Source organism: Streptomyces fagopyri, assembly GCF_009498275.1.
In the GTDB taxonomy this organism is placed as follows: domain Bacteria; phylum Actinomycetota; class Actinomycetes; order Streptomycetales; family Streptomycetaceae; genus Streptomyces; species Streptomyces fagopyri.
The window spans coordinates 7384801-7402533 of sequence record NZ_CP045643.1; the positions used below are offsets into that span (position 1 = coordinate 7384801).

Sequence of the window (17733 nt, forward strand, 5' to 3'; positions counted from 1 at the left end):
CACGGTCCCGCCGCGGCGGGTTCCCCGCCAGGGAGTACGGGTCTATGGGGGCATAAGCTGGCTTTATGGGTGTGAGTGCTGAGGAGTCGACGGACGGCAGGGCGGCGCGGTCCGGTGCGGCGGGCGGGGGCCGGGGCGCCGGTGAGCCGGCCGCGGCCGGGATCGCGCACCGGGTGCCCGATCTCGGGGCGCTGGAACTGCTGCTCGCCGTGGCCCGGCTCGGGAGCCTCGGGCGGGCGGCGCGGGAACTGGGGATCACCCAGCCCGCGGCCAGCAGCCGGATCCGTTCCATGGAACGGCAGCTGGGCGTGGCGCTCGTCGACCGCTCGCCCAGGGGGTCACGTCTCACGGACGCGGGCGCGCTGGTCACGGACTGGGCGCGGCGGGTCGTCGAGGCGGCCGAGGCGTTCGACGCGGGGGCGCAGGCGCTGCGGGACCGGCGTGACTCGCGGCTGCGGGTGGCGGCGAGCATGACGATCGCCGAGTACCTGCTGCCGGGCTGGCTGATCGCGTTGCGCGGGCAGCGCCCGGACACGGCCGTCTCCCTGCTCGCGGGCAATTCCACCGCCGTCGCGGAACGCCTCCTCACGGGCGAGGCGGACCTGGGATTCGTGGAGGGGCTCTCGGTTCCCGCCGGGCTGGACTCCGCGGTCATCGCACACGACCGGCTGATCGTGGTGACGGCGCCGGGGCACCCGTGGGCCCGGCGCCGGGCTCCTCTGGAGGGGCCGGAACTCGCGGCGACCCCGTTGATCCTGCGGGAGGAGGGCTCGGGCACGCGCCAGGTGCTCGACGCGGCGCTGGGCGGTCTGGCGCGGCCCCTGATCGAGCTGTCCTCGACGACGGCGGTCAAGGCCGCCGCGGTGAGCGGCGCGGGCCCCGCCGTCCTCAGTGAACTGGCCCTCGGCGAGGAGCTGTCCACCCACCGTCTGGTGAGCGTCCCGCTCTCCGGAGTCGAGCTCCGCCGGGCCCTGCGCGCGGTCTGGCCCACGGGCCACCGCCCCACGGGCCCGGCCCGAGACCTGCTGTCACTGACGCGCGGGGTGTAGGGGCGCGGGGCGCGCGAAGCGGGGAATCGTCGGTATCGGCGCGAGGTCGCGCCCCCGCCCGCACTCGCGCCCCCGCCCGCACTCGCGCCCCCGCCCCCACTCGCGCCGGCACTCGCGCTCGTACGGCGCCGGTCCGGAAGGCGGTTCGCACCGGCGCCGGTGCGACGCCGGTGCGCGACGCGACGCGGCCCGCGGCCCGCGCCCCGCGCCCCGCGCTCGCGTCAGGACTGGTACGACGCCGGTGGCGACGCGCCCCGCCCCGCCCCGCGCTCGCGCGCCCCGCCCCGCGCTCGCGCGACGCGCCCCGCCCCGCAAGCGCGCCCACGCTCGTACGACGCCCGTCAAGGACGCGGTTCGCGCGCGCGTGCGGCCCCGGGTCAGGGTGCGGTCGCAGGCCCGTCCGCCCGACCCCGGTTCAGGACGCGGCTCGTACCAGCGACTCGACGACTCGGAGGTCCTCCCCCATCTCCGGATGCCACTGCACGCCCAGCACCCAGTCGGGGCGCGGGAGTTCGACCGCCTCGACCGTGCCGTCCGCGGCGTACGCCGAGACGGTCAGGCCCTGGCCGAGCCGGTCCACCGCCTGATGGTGATAGGTCGGCACGGCGCAGGACTCCGGCGCGATCTCCGCGTACCGGGTGCCCGGCACGGGTGTCACGTCATGGCGGCCGAAGACCCCGGCGTCCTTCACATGGCCTTCGATGTGCTGGACGAGCGTGCCGCCGAGGGCGACGTTGAGGAGCTGCATACCCCGGCAGATGCCTAGGAGCGGGGTTCCGGCGTCCAGCGCGGCCCGGATCAGGGCGAGTTCCCAGGCGTCGCGCCGGGCGGCGGGCGGACCCGTCCGCGGTGAGCGCTCGGCGCCGTAGTGGACCGGGTCGACGTCCGGCCCGCCCGCGACGACGAGCGCGTCGAGCCGGGCGACCGCCGAGGCCGCCAGCGAGGGATCGTCCGGCGGCAGCAGCGCGGCGAGCCCCCCGGACCGCTGGACCAGCCGCGGATAGCCGGCCGGCAGCAGCACGGCCTCCAGCTCCCACACTCCCCAGCGCGCCCCGGACTCCAGATACGTGCTCACGCCGATCAGCGGTCTGCTGCCCACTCTGCGCTCCCTGTCGGATCCAATGGAACGGAATCATGCCTTTGGTGGATGCTCTCACCCCCGCGGATGTGACGGCGGGGTGTCGCACCGGCAGCGCGCCACCCGGCGCTCACGCCAGGAAGCCCCGCAGCAGCGCGGCCGTTCCCTCGCAGTGCTCGCGCATCATCTCCCGCGCCCCGTCCGCGTCCCCGTCGAGCACCGCCTCGACCAGCGCGGTGTGCTGGCGCTGGGAATGCTCCAGGTTCCGTACCAGCAGCGGGATGCAGTCGAGCAGGTCGTTGACGGACGCGCGGACGGCCGCGTACTGGGCCGTCAGCGACGGGGAGCCGGCCAGCTCCGCCAGGGTGAGATGGAGCATCGTGTCCAGGCGGCGGTAGTCGGCGAGCGGCGCGTCATGGGTGTGCGCGAGCGCCTCGCGCAGCCGGCCGGCCCGGTCGCCGTCGAGCCCGTGCGCGGCGCACAGTCCGGCCGCTCCCACCTCCAGCACCTCCCGGAAGCGCAGTACGTCCTCGATGTCGACGCCGGCGGTCCGGCGCCGCAGTTCGTCCTGGCCGGGTGCCGTGTCCCTCGGCCGTACGAACGTGCCGCCGTACCGGCCGCGCCGCGACTCGACCAGCCCCTGGTCCTGGAGCACCTTCAGCACCTCGCGCAGGGTCACCCGGCTGATCCCGAGCCGCTCGGCCAACTCCCGTTCGGCGGGCAGTCGTTCCCCGCCCGGCACCAGGCCGAGCCGGACCACCTGGAGGATCTGCTCCAGCGCCTCCTCGAAACCGTTGCCCGCCCGCACCGGGCGCAGCACCGGCGCCAGCCCGTCCCCCGCGCTTCCCGGACCACGGTCGGGACCCGCCTGCGTCATCTGGTCGTGCCCCCTTCCCAAGCAATGGTTCTCGGCAATACCTTATGGCTCTCGGCTGACCCAAGGAGGCTTTTCCGGTGGCAGACCGCACACCCCCGCTCGCCGTCGAGGAACTGCGCACCCTCGTCGCGGACGGCGAGATCGACACCGTCGTCCTGGCCTTCCCCGACATGCAGGGCCGCCTCCAGGGAAAGCGGTTCGCCGCGCGCTTCTTCCTGGACGAGGTCCTCGAACACGGCACCGAGGGCTGCAACTACCTCCTCGCCGTCGACACCGAGATGAACACCGTCGACGGCTACGCCATGTCCTCGTGGGAGCGGGGCTACGGCGACTTCGCCATGCACCCCGATCCCGGCACCCTGCGGCGCGTCCCCTGGAACGCGGGCACCGCCCTGCTCATCGCCGACCTCGCCTGGAACGACGGTTCGCCGGTGGTGGCGGCCCCCCGGCAGATCCTGCGCCGCCAGCTCGACCGGCTCGCCGAGCGGGGCCTGACCGCGCAGGTCGGTACCGAACTCGAGTTCATCGTCTTCAAGGACACCTACGAGCAGGCCTGGGACGCGCGCTACCGGGGCCTCACCCCGGCGAACCAGTACAACATCGACTACTCGGTGCTGGGGACCGGGCGCATCGAGCCGCTGCTGCGCCGCATCCGCAACGAGATGCAGGCCGCGGGGCTGACCGTCGAGTCCGCCAAGGGCGAGTGCAACCCGGGCCAGCACGAGATCGCGTTCAAGTACGACGAGGCACTCGTCACCTGCGACCAGCACGCCGTCTACAAGACCGGCGCGAAGGAGATCGCCTCCCAGGAGGGCGTCTCGCTCACCTTCATGGCGAAGTACGACGAGCGCGAGGGCAACTCCTGCCACATCCACCTCTCGCTCGCGGACGCCGACGGCACGAACGTGATGGCGGGCTCGGCCGAGGACCCCGGCGGCATGTCGGAGACCATGCGCCGGTTCCTCGCCGGACAGCTCGCCGCGCTCAGGGACTTCGCGCTCCTCTACGCGCCCAACATCAACTCGTACAAGCGCTTCCAGCCCGGCTCCTTCGCGCCGACCGCCGTCGCCTGGGGACACGACAACCGCACCTGTGCGCTGCGCGTCGTCGGTCACGGCCGCTCGATGCGCTTCGAGAACCGGCTGCCCGGCGGTGACGTCAACCCGCACCTGGCCGTCGCCGGACTCGTCGCGGCCGGCCTGTACGGCATCGAGCACGAACTCGAACTGCCCGAGGCGTGCACCGGGAACGCGTACACCGCGGCGTACGAGCACGTGCCGACCACCCTGCGCGAGGCCGCCGAGCTCTGGGAGAACAGCCCCGTCGCGCGGGCCGCCTTCGGTGACGAGGTGGTCGCGCACTACCGCAACATGGCGCGTGTCGAGCTGGAGGCCTTCGACGCCGCGGTGACCGACTGGGAGCTGCGCCGCTCCTTCGAACGCATGTGAGGTCCCTCTTGTCGCACGAGCCCCAACCCCACGTCGTCCATGACCTGCCCCACGTCGTCCATGAGCTCCGCGTGCTCGACCCGGCCACCGAGGAGGTCGTCGCCACCGTCCCGGCCGCCACCGCGGCCGACGTGGACGCCGCCGTCCTGCGGGCGTCCCGGGCGCAGCTCCGCTGGGCCGCGCTGGCGCCCGGCGACCGGGCCCGGCTGCTGCGCCGGTTCGCCGTCGTCGTCGACGAACACCGTGAGGAGCTCGCCCGGCTGGAGGTCCGCGAGGCCGGGCACACCATCGGCAACGCCCGCTGGGAGGCGGGAAACGTCCGCGATCTGCTCGACTACGCGGCCGGCGGAGTGGAGCGGCTGACCGGCCGTCAGATCCCGGTCGCGGGCGGCCTCGACATCACCCTCCTCGAACCCCTCGGTGTCGTGGGCGTCATCGCGCCCTGGAACTTCCCGATGCCGATCGCGGCCTGGGGCGCCGCCCCCGCGCTCGCGGCCGGCAACGCGGTCCTCCTCAAACCCGCCGAGACGACGCCCCTGACGGCACTACGGCTGGCCGAACTCGCCCTGGAGGCAGGCCTTCCGGAGCACCTTCTGCAAGTGCTGCCGGGAGCCGGCCCCGTCGCGGGTGACGCGCTGGTCGAGCACCCCGGCGTCGCGAAGATCGTCTTCACGGGGTCCACGAGCGTGGGCAAACAGGTGTTGGCGAAGGGCGCGGCCCTTCTCAAGCGCGTCACCCTGGAACTCGGCGGCAAGAGCCCCAACATCGTCTTCGCCGACGCCGACATCGAGGCAGCCGCGGCCGCCGCCCCCATGTCCTTCCTCGACAACTCGGGCCAGGACTGCTGCGCCCGCACCCGCATCCTCGTCCAGCGCTCCGTGTACGAGCGCTTCCTCGGGCTCCTCGCCCCGGCGATCGAGTCCGTCGTCGTCGGAGACCCGTCCGACGAGGCGACGCAGATGGGCCCGCTGATCTCCCGGGCACAGCTGGAGCGCGTGCGGTCGTACGTCCCCGCCGGCCTCCCCGGCATCCGCGGCAAGGCACCCGAGGGCCGCGGCTTCTGGTTCCCGCCCACCGTCCTCACGGACGTCGAGCCGCACGCGCGGGTGGCCGTCGAGGAGGTCTTCGGCCCGGTCGCGGTCGTCCTGCCCTTCGAGGACGAGGCGGACGCGGTCCGGCTCGCCAACGCCACCGACTACGGCCTCGCAGGCTCGATCTGGACCCGTGACGTCGGGCGGGCGCTGCGCGTCTCGGGAGCCGTCCGCGCCGGCAACCTCTCCGTCAACTCCCATTCCAGCGTCCGCTACTGGACCCCCTTCGGCGGCTTCAAGCAGTCCGGGATCGGCCGCGAACTCGGCCCGGACGCGCTCACCGCCTTCACCGAGACCAAGAACGTCTTCATCAGCACGGAGGGCCCCGCACAGTGACCGAAGCCACCGCAGGTACCGAATCCCCCGCAGGGAACATCTGCCGCCGCCTCGTCGGCCGCACCGCCGTCATCACCGGCGCCGGCAGCGGCATCGGACTCGCCACCGCGCGCCGGCTCGCCTCCGAGGGCGCTCACGTCGTCTGCGGCGACGTCGACGAGGTCGGCGGCAAGGCCGCCGCCGACGAGGTGGGCGGCATCTTCGTCAAGGTCGACGTCACCGACCCCGAGCAGGTCGAGACCCTCTTCAGGACGGCGTACGACACCTACGGATCGGTCGACGTCGCCTTCAACAACGCGGGCATCTCGCCGCCCGACGACGACTCCATCCTGGACACCGGCCTGGAGGCCTGGAGGCGCGTCCAGGAGGTCAACCTCACCTCCGTCTACCTGTGCTGCAAGGCCGCGATCCCCTACATGCGCCGCCAGGGCAGGGGCTCCATCATCAACACGGCGTCCTTCGTCGCCCGGATGGGCGCGGCGACCTCCCAGATCTCGTACACCGCCTCCAAGGGCGGCGTGCTCGCCATGTCCCGCGAGCTGGGAGTGCAGTTCGCCCGCGAAGGCATCCGGGTCAACGCCCTGTGCCCCGGACCGGTCAACACCCCGCTCCTACAAGAGCTGTTCGCCAAGGACCCGGAGCGCGCCGCGCGCCGGCTCGTCCACATCCCGGTCGGCCGGTTCGCCGAGGCCGAGGAGATCGCCGCGGCGGTCGCCTTCCTCGCCAGCGACGACTCCTCCTTCGTGAACGCCGCCGACTTCCTGGTGGACGGAGGGATCTCGGGCGCGTACGTCACGCCCCTGTAGACCACGCCGGTGTATGCACGACCCATGCGATTCCGATCCGTCCGCGCCGCTCTCGTATGGGCCCTGGTCGCGGCCGCCACCCCGGCGGCCGCGGCGCCCGCCCCCTCCGGTCCCCGCCCCGACTGCCCACGGCTCTCGGAGAGCTGGTACGGCGACAACCGCGCCCGACTGCAACGGCTGATCGACACGCGAGGAACCTGTTCCGGGAGCGGGAACACCCCTGTCGCCGCGTTCGACTGGGACAACACGGTCACCAAGAACGACGTCACCGACGCCACCCTCGCCTGGATCCTGCGGCACGACGGGATCCTGCGCCCGGCGAACTGGCGGGACACCAGCGAGTGGCTCACCGGCGCGGCCGACCGCGCGCTGACCGCGGCGTGCGGCACCACCACCCCCGTGGGCGCTCCCCTCACCACCTCGGCGGCCCCCCGCTGCGCCGACGAGATCCTGGAGATCCGCGAGACCGGGCGGACCATGGACGGCGCCGCCGCCTTCGCCGGGGACTGGAACCGCCGGCGGACCGTCCCCCAGTACGCCTGGGTGCCCCAGCTCCTCGCCGGGCACACCGTCGCCGAACTGACCTCCTACGCCCGCCGTGCCCGTACCGAGGCCCTGGCCGCGCCCGTCGGTTCGACCCGCACGGTGGGCACGCACACCCTCCCCGCGTACGTCCGGTACTACGCCCAGCAGCGTGACCTGATCCGTACGCTCCGACGGGCCGGATTCGACGTCTACATCGTCTCGGCCGGCTCCGAACCCGTCACCGAGGTCTGGTCGCGCGGCGTCGGCGTCGACGCGCGGCACACGATCGCCATCCGCTCGGTCCTCGACCGGCACGGCCGGATCACCCCCTGGAACCAGGGCTGCGGCGGCGTACCGGCGACCCGGGGCGGGGCCATCCCCTACATCGACGGCAAGCGCTGCTGGATCAACCAGGAGATCTACGGTGTCCACGGTGCCGCGGCCTGGCGGCGGCAAGACCCGCGTCACCGTGTCGCGCTCGCGGCCGGCGACGCCGACACCGACGTCACCTTCGTCGGGGACGCCACCGGCGCGCACCTCGTGCTCAATCGCAACAAGAGCGAACTCATGTGCCGCGCCTACGACGACGCGGACGGCCGCTGGCTGGTCAACCCCATGTTCATCGGGCCGCTGCCGCGCAGGCCGGAGCCGTACCCGTGCTCGACGAACGCCTACAACGCCATCGACGGCGGCAGGGGACCCGTCCTGAGGGACGACGGTTCGGTCGTACCCGACCAGCGGGACTCCGTGCACTGAGCACCGTGTACCGGCGTCCCGGGCACGCCGTAGATTGCCGGGATGAGCATGACGCCCCCACCCGGCTGGTACCGCGACCCGTCGTACCCGCTCGTCGAGCGCTGGTGGGACGGCACCGCGTGGACCGATCACCGGCGGCAGCCCGGGACCCTGCCGGTGCCCCTCGCCCCACCGGAACGAGGCGGCCGCGGCCCCGGCCGCGCGAAGGCCGTGGCACTCGTCGCCGCCGGAGCCGTCCTCGTCACCTCGATCGTCACGGGCGTCCTCGTCCTCGGCCGGAACGACGGGAGCGACGGCGCCGCGGCGGCACGGACCACACCGCCCGGCACACCCTCCGCACCGTCGAAGGGGCGCTCCCCGTCCGTCCCCTCCACTACCGGACCCCGCTCCGGTGCCCCGTCCGTCGTCGTCGACGAGCTCAACGGCATCACGCTGCCGCTGCCCGGGGGCTGGGTCGAACCCCGTGACGCCGCCGAGGACGACCTGGTGCTGACCACCCCCGGAACGTACGACTGCCCCGGCGACCCCGGCCTGTGCCGGCGCGGCAGGGTCGTCTCGCGCACCGTCACGGCGAACGCCGAGGACTCCCCGAAGACCCTCGCCGAACAGGACATCGACGACGCCGCGAACACCGCGTACGACCGCGACGCCCTCGGTGACCGCCCCTACCGGGGCATCACGTCGCACCGGTTGCTGAAGGCGGGCTCGGTCGCGGTCGCGGGCCGCGCCGGATACCTGGTGCGCTGGCGGGTCCGCACCGGGGTGGGACCGGGCGGATACGTCGAGTCGCTGGCGTTCGCCTCCAGCGTCGGATCACAGGCGCCCGTCATCGTCCGCTTCGCCTTCGACGCCGGCGCCGACGGACCGCCGCTCGCCGACATGGACCGGATCACCGAGGGGATCCGGGCGACGGGCGACGCGGGCACCGGCGGGGGAGTGGGCAGCAGCATCGGCCCCTCCCGGTAGCCGCCCCGCCCCTCACCGGAGACGGCCCCGTTCCTCAGAGGAACGTGCGTCCCTCTCCGCGGTACGTCGGGACGGTCGCCGTCACCTCGTCGCCCTCCACCAGGTGCAGCGAGTCGAAGCGCTCGCACAGCTCCCCGGCCTTGGCGTGCCGGAACCACACCTTGTCGCCGATGAGCAGGTCGTCCGCGGGGGAGCCGAGCAGCGGGGTCTGCACCTCGCCCGGCCCCTCCTGGGGGTCGTACCGCAACCCCTCCGGAAGGTGGGGGACCGGGAGCCGGTCGGCGCCCGGCGCTCCCGAGGCCGGATAGCCGCCGCCGAGCACCGTGACGATCCCGACACCGGGACGGCGCACGACGGGCTGCGCGAAGAGCGCGGCGGGACGTCCGCTGAAGGACGTGTAGTTGTCGAACAGCCGGGGGACGTAGAGCCCGGAGCCGGCCGCGATCTCGGTCACCGCGTCCTCGGCGGCCGTCTGCTGCACACTGCCGGTGCCCCCGCCGTTGACGAACTCCAGGTCCGGCGCCACCGCCCGTACCGCGCGGACCACCTCGGCGCGCCGTCGCGCCAGCTCCTTGCGGGCGGTGGCCTGCATGAGCCTGACGGCCCGCGACCGGAAGGGCCGTCCCGCCACGGCGTCGCCGACGCCCGCGATGTGGCCCTCGTACGCCATGATCCCCACCAGCTCGAAGCCGGGCCGGCCGGCTACGGTCCGCGCCATCTCGGCGACCTGCTCGGCCGAGTGCAGCGGCGAGCGCAGCGCCCCGACCCGGACCCGCCCGCCGAGCAGTCGGAGCGAGGTGTCCAACTCCAGGCAGACCCGCACGGTTTCGGTGCCGCCCCGACGGGCCTCGTCGATGAGACGGAGCTGGGCGGGGTCGTCGACCATGACGGTGACGGCGGCGGCGAGCTTGGGATCGCCGGTCAGCTCCGCGTACGCCGCGGTGTCCACCGACGGGTAGGCGAGGAGGACGTCGTCGAAGCCGGAGCGGGCCAGCCAGATCGACTCGGCGAGGGTGAAGGACATGATTCCCGCGAAGCCGTCCCGGGCCAGGACACGTTCGAGCAGGGCGCGGCAGCGTACGGATTTGCTGGCGACCCGGATCGGCTTTCCGCCGGCCCTGCGGACGAGGTCGTCCGCGTTCGCGTCGAAGGCCTCCAGGTCCACGATCGCGAGAGGGGCGTCGAGGTGAGCGGTGGCCCGGTCGTAGCGGGCCCGGTCTGCGGCGCGGGCAGTCATGACCGAAGCCTGCCAGACTCGATTACCGCAGGGTAGGGGGATGTTCCGGGCAGATGCCCCGGGGTCTCGGTCTGGTTCCCTCCAGGCCCACGTCAGCCCGTAGAGTGACGAGGGCGAGGGGTGGACGACCTTGTCCGGGCGGTGCCTGCCCGGGATGACGGTCCGTCGGCACGGGTATGCGTGTCCCGTGACGGATGAGTCGCCGGGGTGGTCCCTTACGTACAGGTGGACGGCCCGGCGGACTCCGGGCCGGACCGGTTGCCCGGGTACGAGGAAACGGGGAGTGCATGAGCACGGAAGCGCGTCGCGCCTCCATCCCGCCGCGCCCGGCAGGCCCACCCAGCCAGGAACAGCCGCCCGCCACGGACCCGTCCCCCGGGGAGTCGCCCGACGGAACGGGCTCGCCCGACGGGACACCGGCGGGCGAGGGCGCGGTGCCTCACGAAGGTGCGGGTTCCCGCACGATCGACGGCACCGCGGCACACCGTCCGCCGGCCGTACCGGTCTCCCGCCCGGAGCGGTCGTCCGCGCCGGGTGACGCGGGGTTCTTCCGGCGGACGCCCCGGGACCGCCCCGAGCGCGCCCCCGAGAGCGGGAACGCCGGGCCGTCCCGCCCGGAGCGGTCGCCCGAGCCCGGCGACCCGGGATTCTTCCGGCCCGTGTCCCCGGCACGCCCCGAAACCCTGCCCGAGAACCCGGGCACCGTCCCGTCCGCTGCGGAGAGGTCACCGGAACGAGGCGACGCGGGGTTCTTCCGGCCGGCGCGACCGGTACGTTCCGAACGTGGCCCCGAACGTGGCCCCGAACGCGCCCCCGAACGTCTCTCCGAGAGCCGGGGCGCCGTCCCGTCCCCGACGGAGCGGTTCGCGGCGCGGGCGGACTCCGCCCCGCCCCGGCCGGCGACGCCTCCTCGTTCCGGGACGTCCGACGCGCGGGAGGACGCGGGACCCGGCCGCCCGGTGAGCCCGCACGAGTCCGGGACCGCTCCCACCGGAGGGGTGGCGATGCCGCCGCGTCCCGCGACCCCGCCGTGGCCCGAGCGGTCGCCCCGGACGGAATCCGCGGTGCCGCCCCGCCCCGATCACCCACCCGTGGGCGCCACTTGGCGACCCCGTCCGGCGGCACCCGTGGGCGGCGAGCCCTGGTCGCTGCCCGGTCCCGAGGAACCGACCCCGCCGACCGTCCCGCACCCCGGCGGCGACCCCCGGAAGCAGGCACCGCGCGGCTCCGCCGTCGACGAGGCTCCCGACTCCCGTGGGACGCGGGCGTCCGGCCCCTCCAAGAACACCGGGCCGCGCACGGACGGTGGATCCCGCACGTCCGCACGGCCCTTCGGGCTCTTCCGCGAGACGGAAGCGTCCTCGGGGAACCCGGGATCCCCGGGTTCCGAAGGGCTCTCGGGTTCCGAAGAGCTCCCGGGTTCCTCGGGGGCGGCGGGGTTCTCGGGGTCCGCGGAGTCGACAGTGTCCGCGGAGTTCTCCGGGCCCTCGGCCTCCCCAGGGTCCACGAGGAACGCCGGGCCTACCGGATCCTCCCCGGAGAGCCCGCCCGCCGCTGCGTCCGGGGCAGGGGCAGGGGCAGGGGCAGGGACAGGCGCCGGGTTCGTGTCCGGGGCCGGATCCACGTCCGGGTCGGCGCCGAGCGTCGCCCGCACTCCCGAACCTCCGCGCACCCCAACCCCCCGTCACGAGACGGCCCACCCGCGCGTTCCCGGTCGCCGTACCGGGCCGGCGAACCCGCCCCCGCCGCCGGCCTCCGCCCGTTTCCCCGACGCGCCGCCCGCCGCCCGGCGGTCCGGCGCGCCGCCCGCCGCTCCGGGACCGCGCCGCGGCGCGCCCGACGACGGGATCACGGAGACGACCGGCCGGCCGCGATCCACCCCGGCGGGCACTCCCGCCGAACCCCCCGCCTCCGTCCAACCCCCCGCACACCCGGCCCCGGGCACCGGGCGCCCCTACGTGTCGTTCGCGGAACCCGAGACCCGCGACGGTTTCGGGGCCTTCGACGCCTTCGACACCTACGCCCCCGTCGACCACGCCACCACGCGCCCGCGTCCCGCCCGCGCCCGCACCAGGCCGAGGCTCGTCGCGGCCGCGGCCTGCCTCGTGCTGGGCCTCGGGCTCATCGGCGGTGCGGTGACCGGGAGTTGGCTCACCGGGGACAGCGCGGGCGCGGACGGCGCGCGCAGCTCGTTCACGGCGGCCGCCGGCCTGTGGCACAGCATGCCCGTGGACCAGCTCTTCCCGCCCACCGTCGACGGCCAGGGCGCCGGACCGGGTGGCGCCGACCGCACCTGGACCCGTATCGCCGTCGCTCCGGACAGCGGCTGCGCCGGCGCCTTCGACCCGCTCCTCGGCCAGGCGCTGGCCCCGGCCGGGTGTCTGCGACTGCTGCGCGCGACCTATACGGATGTGACGCACAGTCAGGTCACCACGGTGGGACTGCTGTTCACCAAGGCGGACGCGGCGACCATGACCTCCCTGAAGGCCCGCTTCCAGCAGCAGGGCCTCGACCGGCGCACCGACCTGATGCCCCGTCCGTACGCCGTCAAGGGCACCGCCGCCGCCGGGTTCGGCGACGCGCAGCGCGCGTCCTGGACGGTGTCGGTCCTCACCGACGCCCCCGTCGTCGTCTACGCCGTCTCGGGCTTCGCCGACGGACGTGTCGTCACCACCCCGCAGCCCGCCGCGGACGCCGTGAAGCCCGGTGTGACGACGGCCCCGGCCCAGGCGGGCCTCGGCAACGACGCGCAGGGCCTCGCCGACCGCGTCGAGCGGAGTCTGCGCAGAACCGTCGGCTCGGCCTCGGAGAAGCCGTCATGACCCGCACCCCCACCCGCCGGGCCGCAGTCCTCGGTGTCCTGCTGGCCGCCTCCCTCGCGCTGCTGCCGTCCACCACCGCGTACGCCGACGGCATACGGGCCCAGCAGTGGGCCCTCGACGCCATGCACACCCAGCAGGCCTGGCGCACGACCAAGGGCGGCGGCATCACCGTCGCGGTCCTCGACACGGGCGTCGACGACCAGCACCCGGACCTGGCCGGCAACATCCTCCCCGGCAAGGACATGGTCGGCTTCGGCGCGCACCGCGGCGAGCGCGCCTGGGCCCGGCACGGTACCGCCATGGCGGGGATCATCGCGGGCCACGGACACGGCGCCGGCCGGGGCGACGGCGTCCTCGGCATCGCCCCCGAGGCGAAGATCCTCCCCGTCCGCGTCATCCTCGAGGACGGCGACTCCGCCCGTACGAGAGCGCGCAGCACCCGCGGCAACGCCCTCGCCGAGGGCATCCGCTGGGCCGCCGACCACGGCGCCGACGTCATCAACCTCTCCCTCGGCGACGACTCCAAGTCCGCCCACCCCGAGCCCGCCGAGGACGCCGCCGTCCAGTACGCCCTGAAGAAGGGGGCCGTCGTGGTCGCCTCGGCGGGCAACGGCGGCGAGAAGGGCGACCACATCTCCTACCCGGCGGCCTACCCGGGTGTGATCGCGGCGGCGGCCGTCGACCGGTACGGCACCCACGCCTCGTTCTCCACCCGCCGCTGGTACGCCACCGTCAGCGCCCCCGGTGTCGACGTGGTCATCGCCGACCCGGACGACAGGTACTACGAGGGCTGGGGAACCAGCGCCGCCTCCGCCTTCGTCTCCGGGGCGGTCGCGCTCATCAAGGCGGCCCACCCGGGTCTGTCCCCGGCGCAGATCAAGAAACTCCTGGAGGACACCGCCCGCAACGCCCCCGACGGCGGCCGTGACGACTCCCGCGGCTTCGGCTTCATCGACCCCGCGGCCGCCATCAAGGCGTCCGGGCGGCTCAAGGGGGAGGTCCTGCACGCGGCGGCGTACGGCCGGAAGTACTTCGGCGCGGGCCCCGACGCTCCCCGGGACGACCACGCGGCCTCCGGCTGGGTGGGCCCGGTCGCGGGCGGGGCGGGCGTGGTCCTGCTGGCCGCGGCGGTGCTGCTGTGGAGAGGCCGCGGCACCGAGGCACCGCCACGGGGACCGAGGCGCCGCTCCAGGGACGACCGGGACTGAGGAGCCGTTCCGGACGACCGGGACTGAGGAGCCGTTCCGGACGACCGGGGCTGCGGAGCCGTTCCGGACGGTCGGGACTCAGGCGCCGCTTCAGGGCCGGGCGCCGCCCCGCGGACTCAGGTGGCGGAGAACGCGGAGACCGCCGCCCGCGCCGCCGCCTCCACCAGCGAGATGCCGCGCGCCTTGGTCGAGTTGCCGTCGGACAGGGCCGCCACCAGATAGCCGTGGCCGTCGGCGGTGATCCGCCCGATGCTGTTGACGTCCCACAGCCCGGTCGTGCTGCGCGGCAGCCACCCGTTCTTCAGGGCCCACCCGGAGCCGTCGGCCGCCGCCGAGACCCCCCACCGCTGGTCGGCGGCGATCTCGCCCATGAGCCCCTGGAGATACATCCGCGAGGCCTCGCCGAGTCGCGAGTCGTCCCCGAACACCTGCTGGAGCAGGGCGAGTTGATCGGCCGCCGTGGTCCGGGTCAGCCCCCACAGCGCACCGTCCCCGCCCTCGGTGCCCTTCAGGCCGAAGCGGTCGTTCGCCGCGTCGAGACCGTGCGCCCGCCCGATGACGTCCCACAGGGCCGACGCGGACGCGTTGTCACTGTTGGTGATCATCGCGGTGGCGTACGTCTTCTCCCGAGCCGTCAGACGCCGGTCCGCGTCCTGCGCCTGGAGCAGCAGCGTCGCCAGGATGTCGACCTTGACGATGCTCGCCGTGTCGAAGCTCCCCCCGCCGTACGCGGCGCTCTCACCGGAGTCCAGGTCGAGCACCGCGACCGACACCTCGGCGCCGGACGCCACGGTCACCGCGCCCATCGCCTTGGTGAGCAGCGCGGCGCGGTCCACCGAGGGCTCCGTGACGGGTTCCACCGATGTCTCCCCGCTCGTCGGTTCCGATGCCGTCGGCGACGCGCCGGGCGCCGCCGAGGAGGAGGATACGAGGCCACCGCCGTCGTGCGCCTGCGCCTTGACGTACACGGTTCCGGCCGACGTGCCGCCGACGAGCACGGCGGACGCCACCACCGCGTACAGGAGGGTCCTTCGTCCGGAGGGGCGGGCGCGCCGCCGACGAGCTCTGTGAGGGGCCATCCCGCGATGCTCGGGGCCGCGGCTGTGTCCGGCGTTGGGCGTGCGTGAAAGCTGTGTCAGCGCGAGCTGAGAATCCGGTGAGAGCTGTCACCAGCGGGTTTCCGGGGCCGCACAAGCGCAGCAGCATCCCCCCGATAGGGTCGGGGACCGTGGCGAACAAGAACATTCCCGACTCCGGCTTCCCCGACGACGACGGCTCCGCCGATCCCCGGCTGAGCGCGGCGCTCGCCGCGTGGGCCGAGGACCGCACCGCCGTGGGGCCGGTTCTGGAGGCGCTCAGGGGCGCCCGGCTGCTGGTGCCCGTCGTGGCCGTACTCGGCGAGGTGGAGGAGGACGGGAACGGACTGCGTCACGAGAAGACCAGCGACATGGCGGTGCCGACCCTGAAGGCCGGCGGCCGCACGGCCCTGCCCGCCTTCACGTCCACCGAGACGCTGGCGCGCTGGGACCCCGCGGCGCGCCCGGTCGCGGTCCCCCTGCACCAGGCCCTGCGGGCGGCCGCGCACGAGAAGGCCGACACGCTCGTCGTCGATCTGGCCGGTCCCGTCCCCTACGAGCTGACCGGCTCCGCGCTGCTGGCCCTCGCCGAGGGGCGCACGACGGCGGACCCGCTCGCCGATCCCGCCGTGGTCGAGGCGGTGCGCGCCGCCGTGGCCGCCGAGCCCGCCGTCGTCCGCGCCCACCTCGGACCGGGCAGCGCGGACGGCACCCTCGCGCTGGTCCTGGACGCGTCCGCGACACCGGCCGAGGCCGCCCGGGCGGTCGCGGGGCGTCTCGCCGCCGACGAGACACTGAGGGCCCGCCTGGTGCGCGGTCTCGACCTGGCACTGCTGCCGGCCGGGACGACGCCACCGGGCGAGCCCCTGTACGTACGTGCGTAGAACGACGTCTGTGCGGTGCGGGGCGTACGTCGGCGGAGAGCCGAAGGGCGGACGTACGCCGGAGGGGAACGGAGAAGGGCGGACGGACTAGCCGTAGACGGGGCCCGTGTACTTCTCGCCCGGGCCCTGACCGGGCTCGTCCGGCACGAGGGACCCCTCGCGGAACGCCAGCTGGAGCGACTTCAGGCCGTCGCGCAGCGGGGACGCGTGGAAGGAGCTGATCTCGGTGGCACTCGCGTCGAGCAGTCCGGCCAGCGCGTGGATCAGTTTGCGGGCCTCGTCGAGGTCCTTGTACTTGTCGCCCTCCTCGGTCAGACCGAGCTTCACGGCGGCGGCGCTCATCAGGTTGACCGCGACCGTCACGAGGACCTCGACCGCGGGGACCTCGGCGATGTCGCGGGTCATGCTGTCGAAGTCGGGGTTCTGGGGAGGGGTGTCACTCATGCCCCACACGATAGGTCCCGGGTGTCCGCCCGCCCCAGTTGGCCTCGGTTAGCCGATATCGGCCCGAGCTGCTAACCTTGTGTAACGACCGGCCGGATGTGTATGTGTTCGGCCCACAAGTGGAGGCTCCGATCTCCCACCTGACTGTCCTCCGGGACGGCAGGTCACCCGGTCAGGTGGCCACCACCGTTCCGTACGGACGGTGGAGTCGCCCGATATTGCGCCCCGCGGTTGACCGCGGCGGTGCTCCGGTATTCCTTGGAGCCCCGCCTGTGTCCCGTCCGGGGCATTTTTCATGTGCCACGGTGGTTGGTCCACTTGTCATCAGAGACATACGCGGCTGTCCGCCAGATCGCCGTGTGGTGCTACCGAGGAGGATCCATCAGCACCGAGCCCCGCATCAACGACCGGATTCGCGTTCCCGAAGTGCGACTTGTCGGTCCCAGCGGCGAGCAGGTCGGGATTGTTCCGCTTGCCAAGGCCCTGGAGCTTGCGCAGGAGTACGACCTCGACCTGGTCGAGGTGGCGGCGAGCGCACGCCCGCCGGTCTGCAAGCTCATGGACTACGGGAAGTTCAAGTACGAGTCGGCCATGAAGGCCCGTGAGGCGCGCAAGAACCAGGCGCACACGGTCATCAAGGAAATGAAGCTCCGGCCGAAGATCGACCCGCACGACTACGACACCAAAAAGGGTCACGTCGTCCGGTTCCTCAAGCAGGGCGACAAGGTCAAGATCACGATCATGTTCCGTGGTCGCGAGCAGTCCCGGCCGGAGCTCGGCTACCGACTGCTGCAGCGGCTCGCCTCGGACGTGGAGGACCTCGGGTTCGTCGAGTCGAACCCGAAGCAGGACGGCCGAAACATGATCATGGTTCTCGGTCCGCACAAGAAGAAGACCGAGGCGATGGCCGAGGCCCGTGAGGCCCAGGCGGCTCGCAAGGCGGAAGCGAAGGCCAACCCCGGTCGCTCGCAGAACGCCGCCGACGGTGAGATCGCCGACGGTGAGATCGCCGAGGGCGAGACCACCGAGGCCGAGACCACCGAGGCCGAGACCGCTGAGGTCGAGACCGCCGAGGCCCCGGCCGAGGCTTCCGCCGAGGCCTGATCCCAGGACGAAGGCTCCGGGGAGTC

Annotated in this window: 15 protein-coding genes; 10 read left to right on the forward strand and 5 right to left on the reverse strand. The window is 73.8% G+C overall.

All coding sequences use genetic code 11. The features are described 5' to 3' along the window. Positions 1 to 65 precede the first annotated feature (65 nt). Positions 66 to 1049: a LysR family transcriptional regulator gene (locus tag GFH48_RS31900; RefSeq protein WP_153291555.1), complete on the forward strand. Its 984-nt coding sequence runs from the start codon at positions 66 to 68 to the stop codon at positions 1047 to 1049. 415 nt (positions 1050 to 1464) lie between these two features. Here GFH48_RS31900 and GFH48_RS31905 read toward each other — a convergent pair whose 3' ends face one another. After that, a complete protein-coding gene (locus GFH48_RS31905) occupies positions 1465 to 2148 on the reverse strand; it encodes a gamma-glutamyl-gamma-aminobutyrate hydrolase family protein (protein WP_153291556.1) in 684 nt (227 codons plus the stop codon). Between the two features lie 109 nt (positions 2149 to 2257). Next, positions 2258 to 3004, reverse strand: a complete 747-nt coding sequence (locus tag GFH48_RS31910; protein WP_153291557.1) for a FadR/GntR family transcriptional regulator — start codon at positions 3002 to 3004, stop codon at positions 2258 to 2260. 77 nt (positions 3005 to 3081) lie between these two features. On the opposite strand from GFH48_RS31910, the gene GFH48_RS31915 reads away from it, so the two are divergent. The 5 genes from GFH48_RS31915 (at position 3082) to GFH48_RS31935 (ending at position 8932) form a co-directional block, all read left to right on the forward strand. Next, positions 3082 to 4452 carry a glutamine synthetase family protein gene (locus GFH48_RS31915; protein WP_153291558.1) on the forward strand — a complete coding sequence of 457 codons (1371 nt, stop codon included), beginning with the start codon at positions 3082 to 3084 and terminating at the stop codon, positions 4450 to 4452. 71 nt (positions 4453 to 4523) lie between these two features. Then, the gene (locus GFH48_RS31920) at positions 4524 to 5879 is read left to right on the forward strand and encodes an aldehyde dehydrogenase family protein (RefSeq protein ID WP_228121044.1); all 1356 of its coding nucleotides are present in this window, start codon (positions 4524 to 4526) and stop codon (positions 5877 to 5879) included. Next, positions 5876 to 6685, forward strand: a complete 810-nt coding sequence (locus GFH48_RS31925; RefSeq protein ID WP_153291559.1) for a 3-oxoacyl-ACP reductase — start codon at positions 5876 to 5878, stop codon at positions 6683 to 6685. Before GFH48_RS31920 ends, GFH48_RS31925 begins: the two co-directional genes overlap by 4 nt. Positions 6686 to 6709: 24 nt before the next feature. After that, positions 6710 to 7966 (forward strand): haloacid dehalogenase-like hydrolase, encoded by a 1257-nt coding sequence (locus tag GFH48_RS31930; RefSeq protein WP_153291560.1) that lies wholly within the window; start codon positions 6710 to 6712, stop codon positions 7964 to 7966. Positions 7967 to 8008: 42 nt separating this feature from the next. Then, positions 8009 to 8932 (forward strand): DUF2510 domain-containing protein, encoded by a 924-nt coding sequence (locus tag GFH48_RS31935; RefSeq protein ID WP_153291561.1) that lies wholly within the window; start codon positions 8009 to 8011, stop codon positions 8930 to 8932. 34 nt (positions 8933 to 8966) lie between these two features. On the opposite strand, the gene GFH48_RS31940 is transcribed toward GFH48_RS31935, so the two are convergent. Further along, positions 8967 to 10169, reverse strand: a complete 1203-nt coding sequence (locus GFH48_RS31940; RefSeq protein WP_153291562.1) for an amino acid deaminase/aldolase — start codon at positions 10167 to 10169, stop codon at positions 8967 to 8969. A 1958-nt stretch (positions 10170 to 12127) separates the two neighbouring features. On the opposite strand from GFH48_RS31940, the gene GFH48_RS39470 reads away from it, so the two are divergent. Together GFH48_RS39470 and mycP are read left to right on the forward strand one after the other, a co-directional pair. Next, the gene (locus GFH48_RS39470) at positions 12128 to 12991 is read left to right on the forward strand and encodes a hypothetical protein (protein ID WP_322747009.1); all 864 of its coding nucleotides are present in this window, start codon (positions 12128 to 12130) and stop codon (positions 12989 to 12991) included. Continuing rightward, on the forward strand, positions 12988 to 14199 hold the full coding sequence (mycP, locus tag GFH48_RS31950; protein WP_153291563.1) for a type VII secretion-associated serine protease mycosin: 1212 nt from the start codon (positions 12988 to 12990) through the stop codon (positions 14197 to 14199). Before GFH48_RS39470 ends, mycP begins: the two co-directional genes overlap by 4 nt. A 116-nt stretch (positions 14200 to 14315) precedes the next feature. Here mycP and GFH48_RS31955 read toward each other — a convergent pair whose 3' ends face one another. Beyond that, the gene (locus GFH48_RS31955; protein ID WP_153291564.1) at positions 14316 to 15278 is read right to left on the reverse strand and encodes a serine hydrolase; all 963 of its coding nucleotides are present in this window, start codon (positions 15276 to 15278) and stop codon (positions 14316 to 14318) included. A 149-nt stretch (positions 15279 to 15427) separates the two neighbouring features. Between GFH48_RS31955 and GFH48_RS31960 the strand changes: the two genes are divergently transcribed. Beyond that, positions 15428 to 16159 (forward strand): SseB family protein, encoded by a 732-nt coding sequence (locus tag GFH48_RS31960; RefSeq protein ID WP_153291565.1) that lies wholly within the window; start codon positions 15428 to 15430, stop codon positions 16157 to 16159. 87 nt (positions 16160 to 16246) lie between these two features. Here GFH48_RS31960 and GFH48_RS31965 read toward each other — a convergent pair whose 3' ends face one another. Then, entirely contained in the window at positions 16247 to 16603 is a 357-nt protein-coding gene (locus tag GFH48_RS31965; RefSeq protein WP_153291566.1) for a DUF1844 domain-containing protein, read from the reverse strand. 357 nt (positions 16604 to 16960) lie between these two features. Between GFH48_RS31965 and infC the strand changes: the two genes are divergently transcribed. After that, positions 16961 to 17707, forward strand: coding sequence for a translation initiation factor IF-3 (gene infC, locus GFH48_RS31975; RefSeq protein WP_153293213.1), 747 nt, complete (start codon positions 16961 to 16963; stop codon positions 17705 to 17707). Positions 17708 to 17733: the final 26 nt, after the last annotated feature.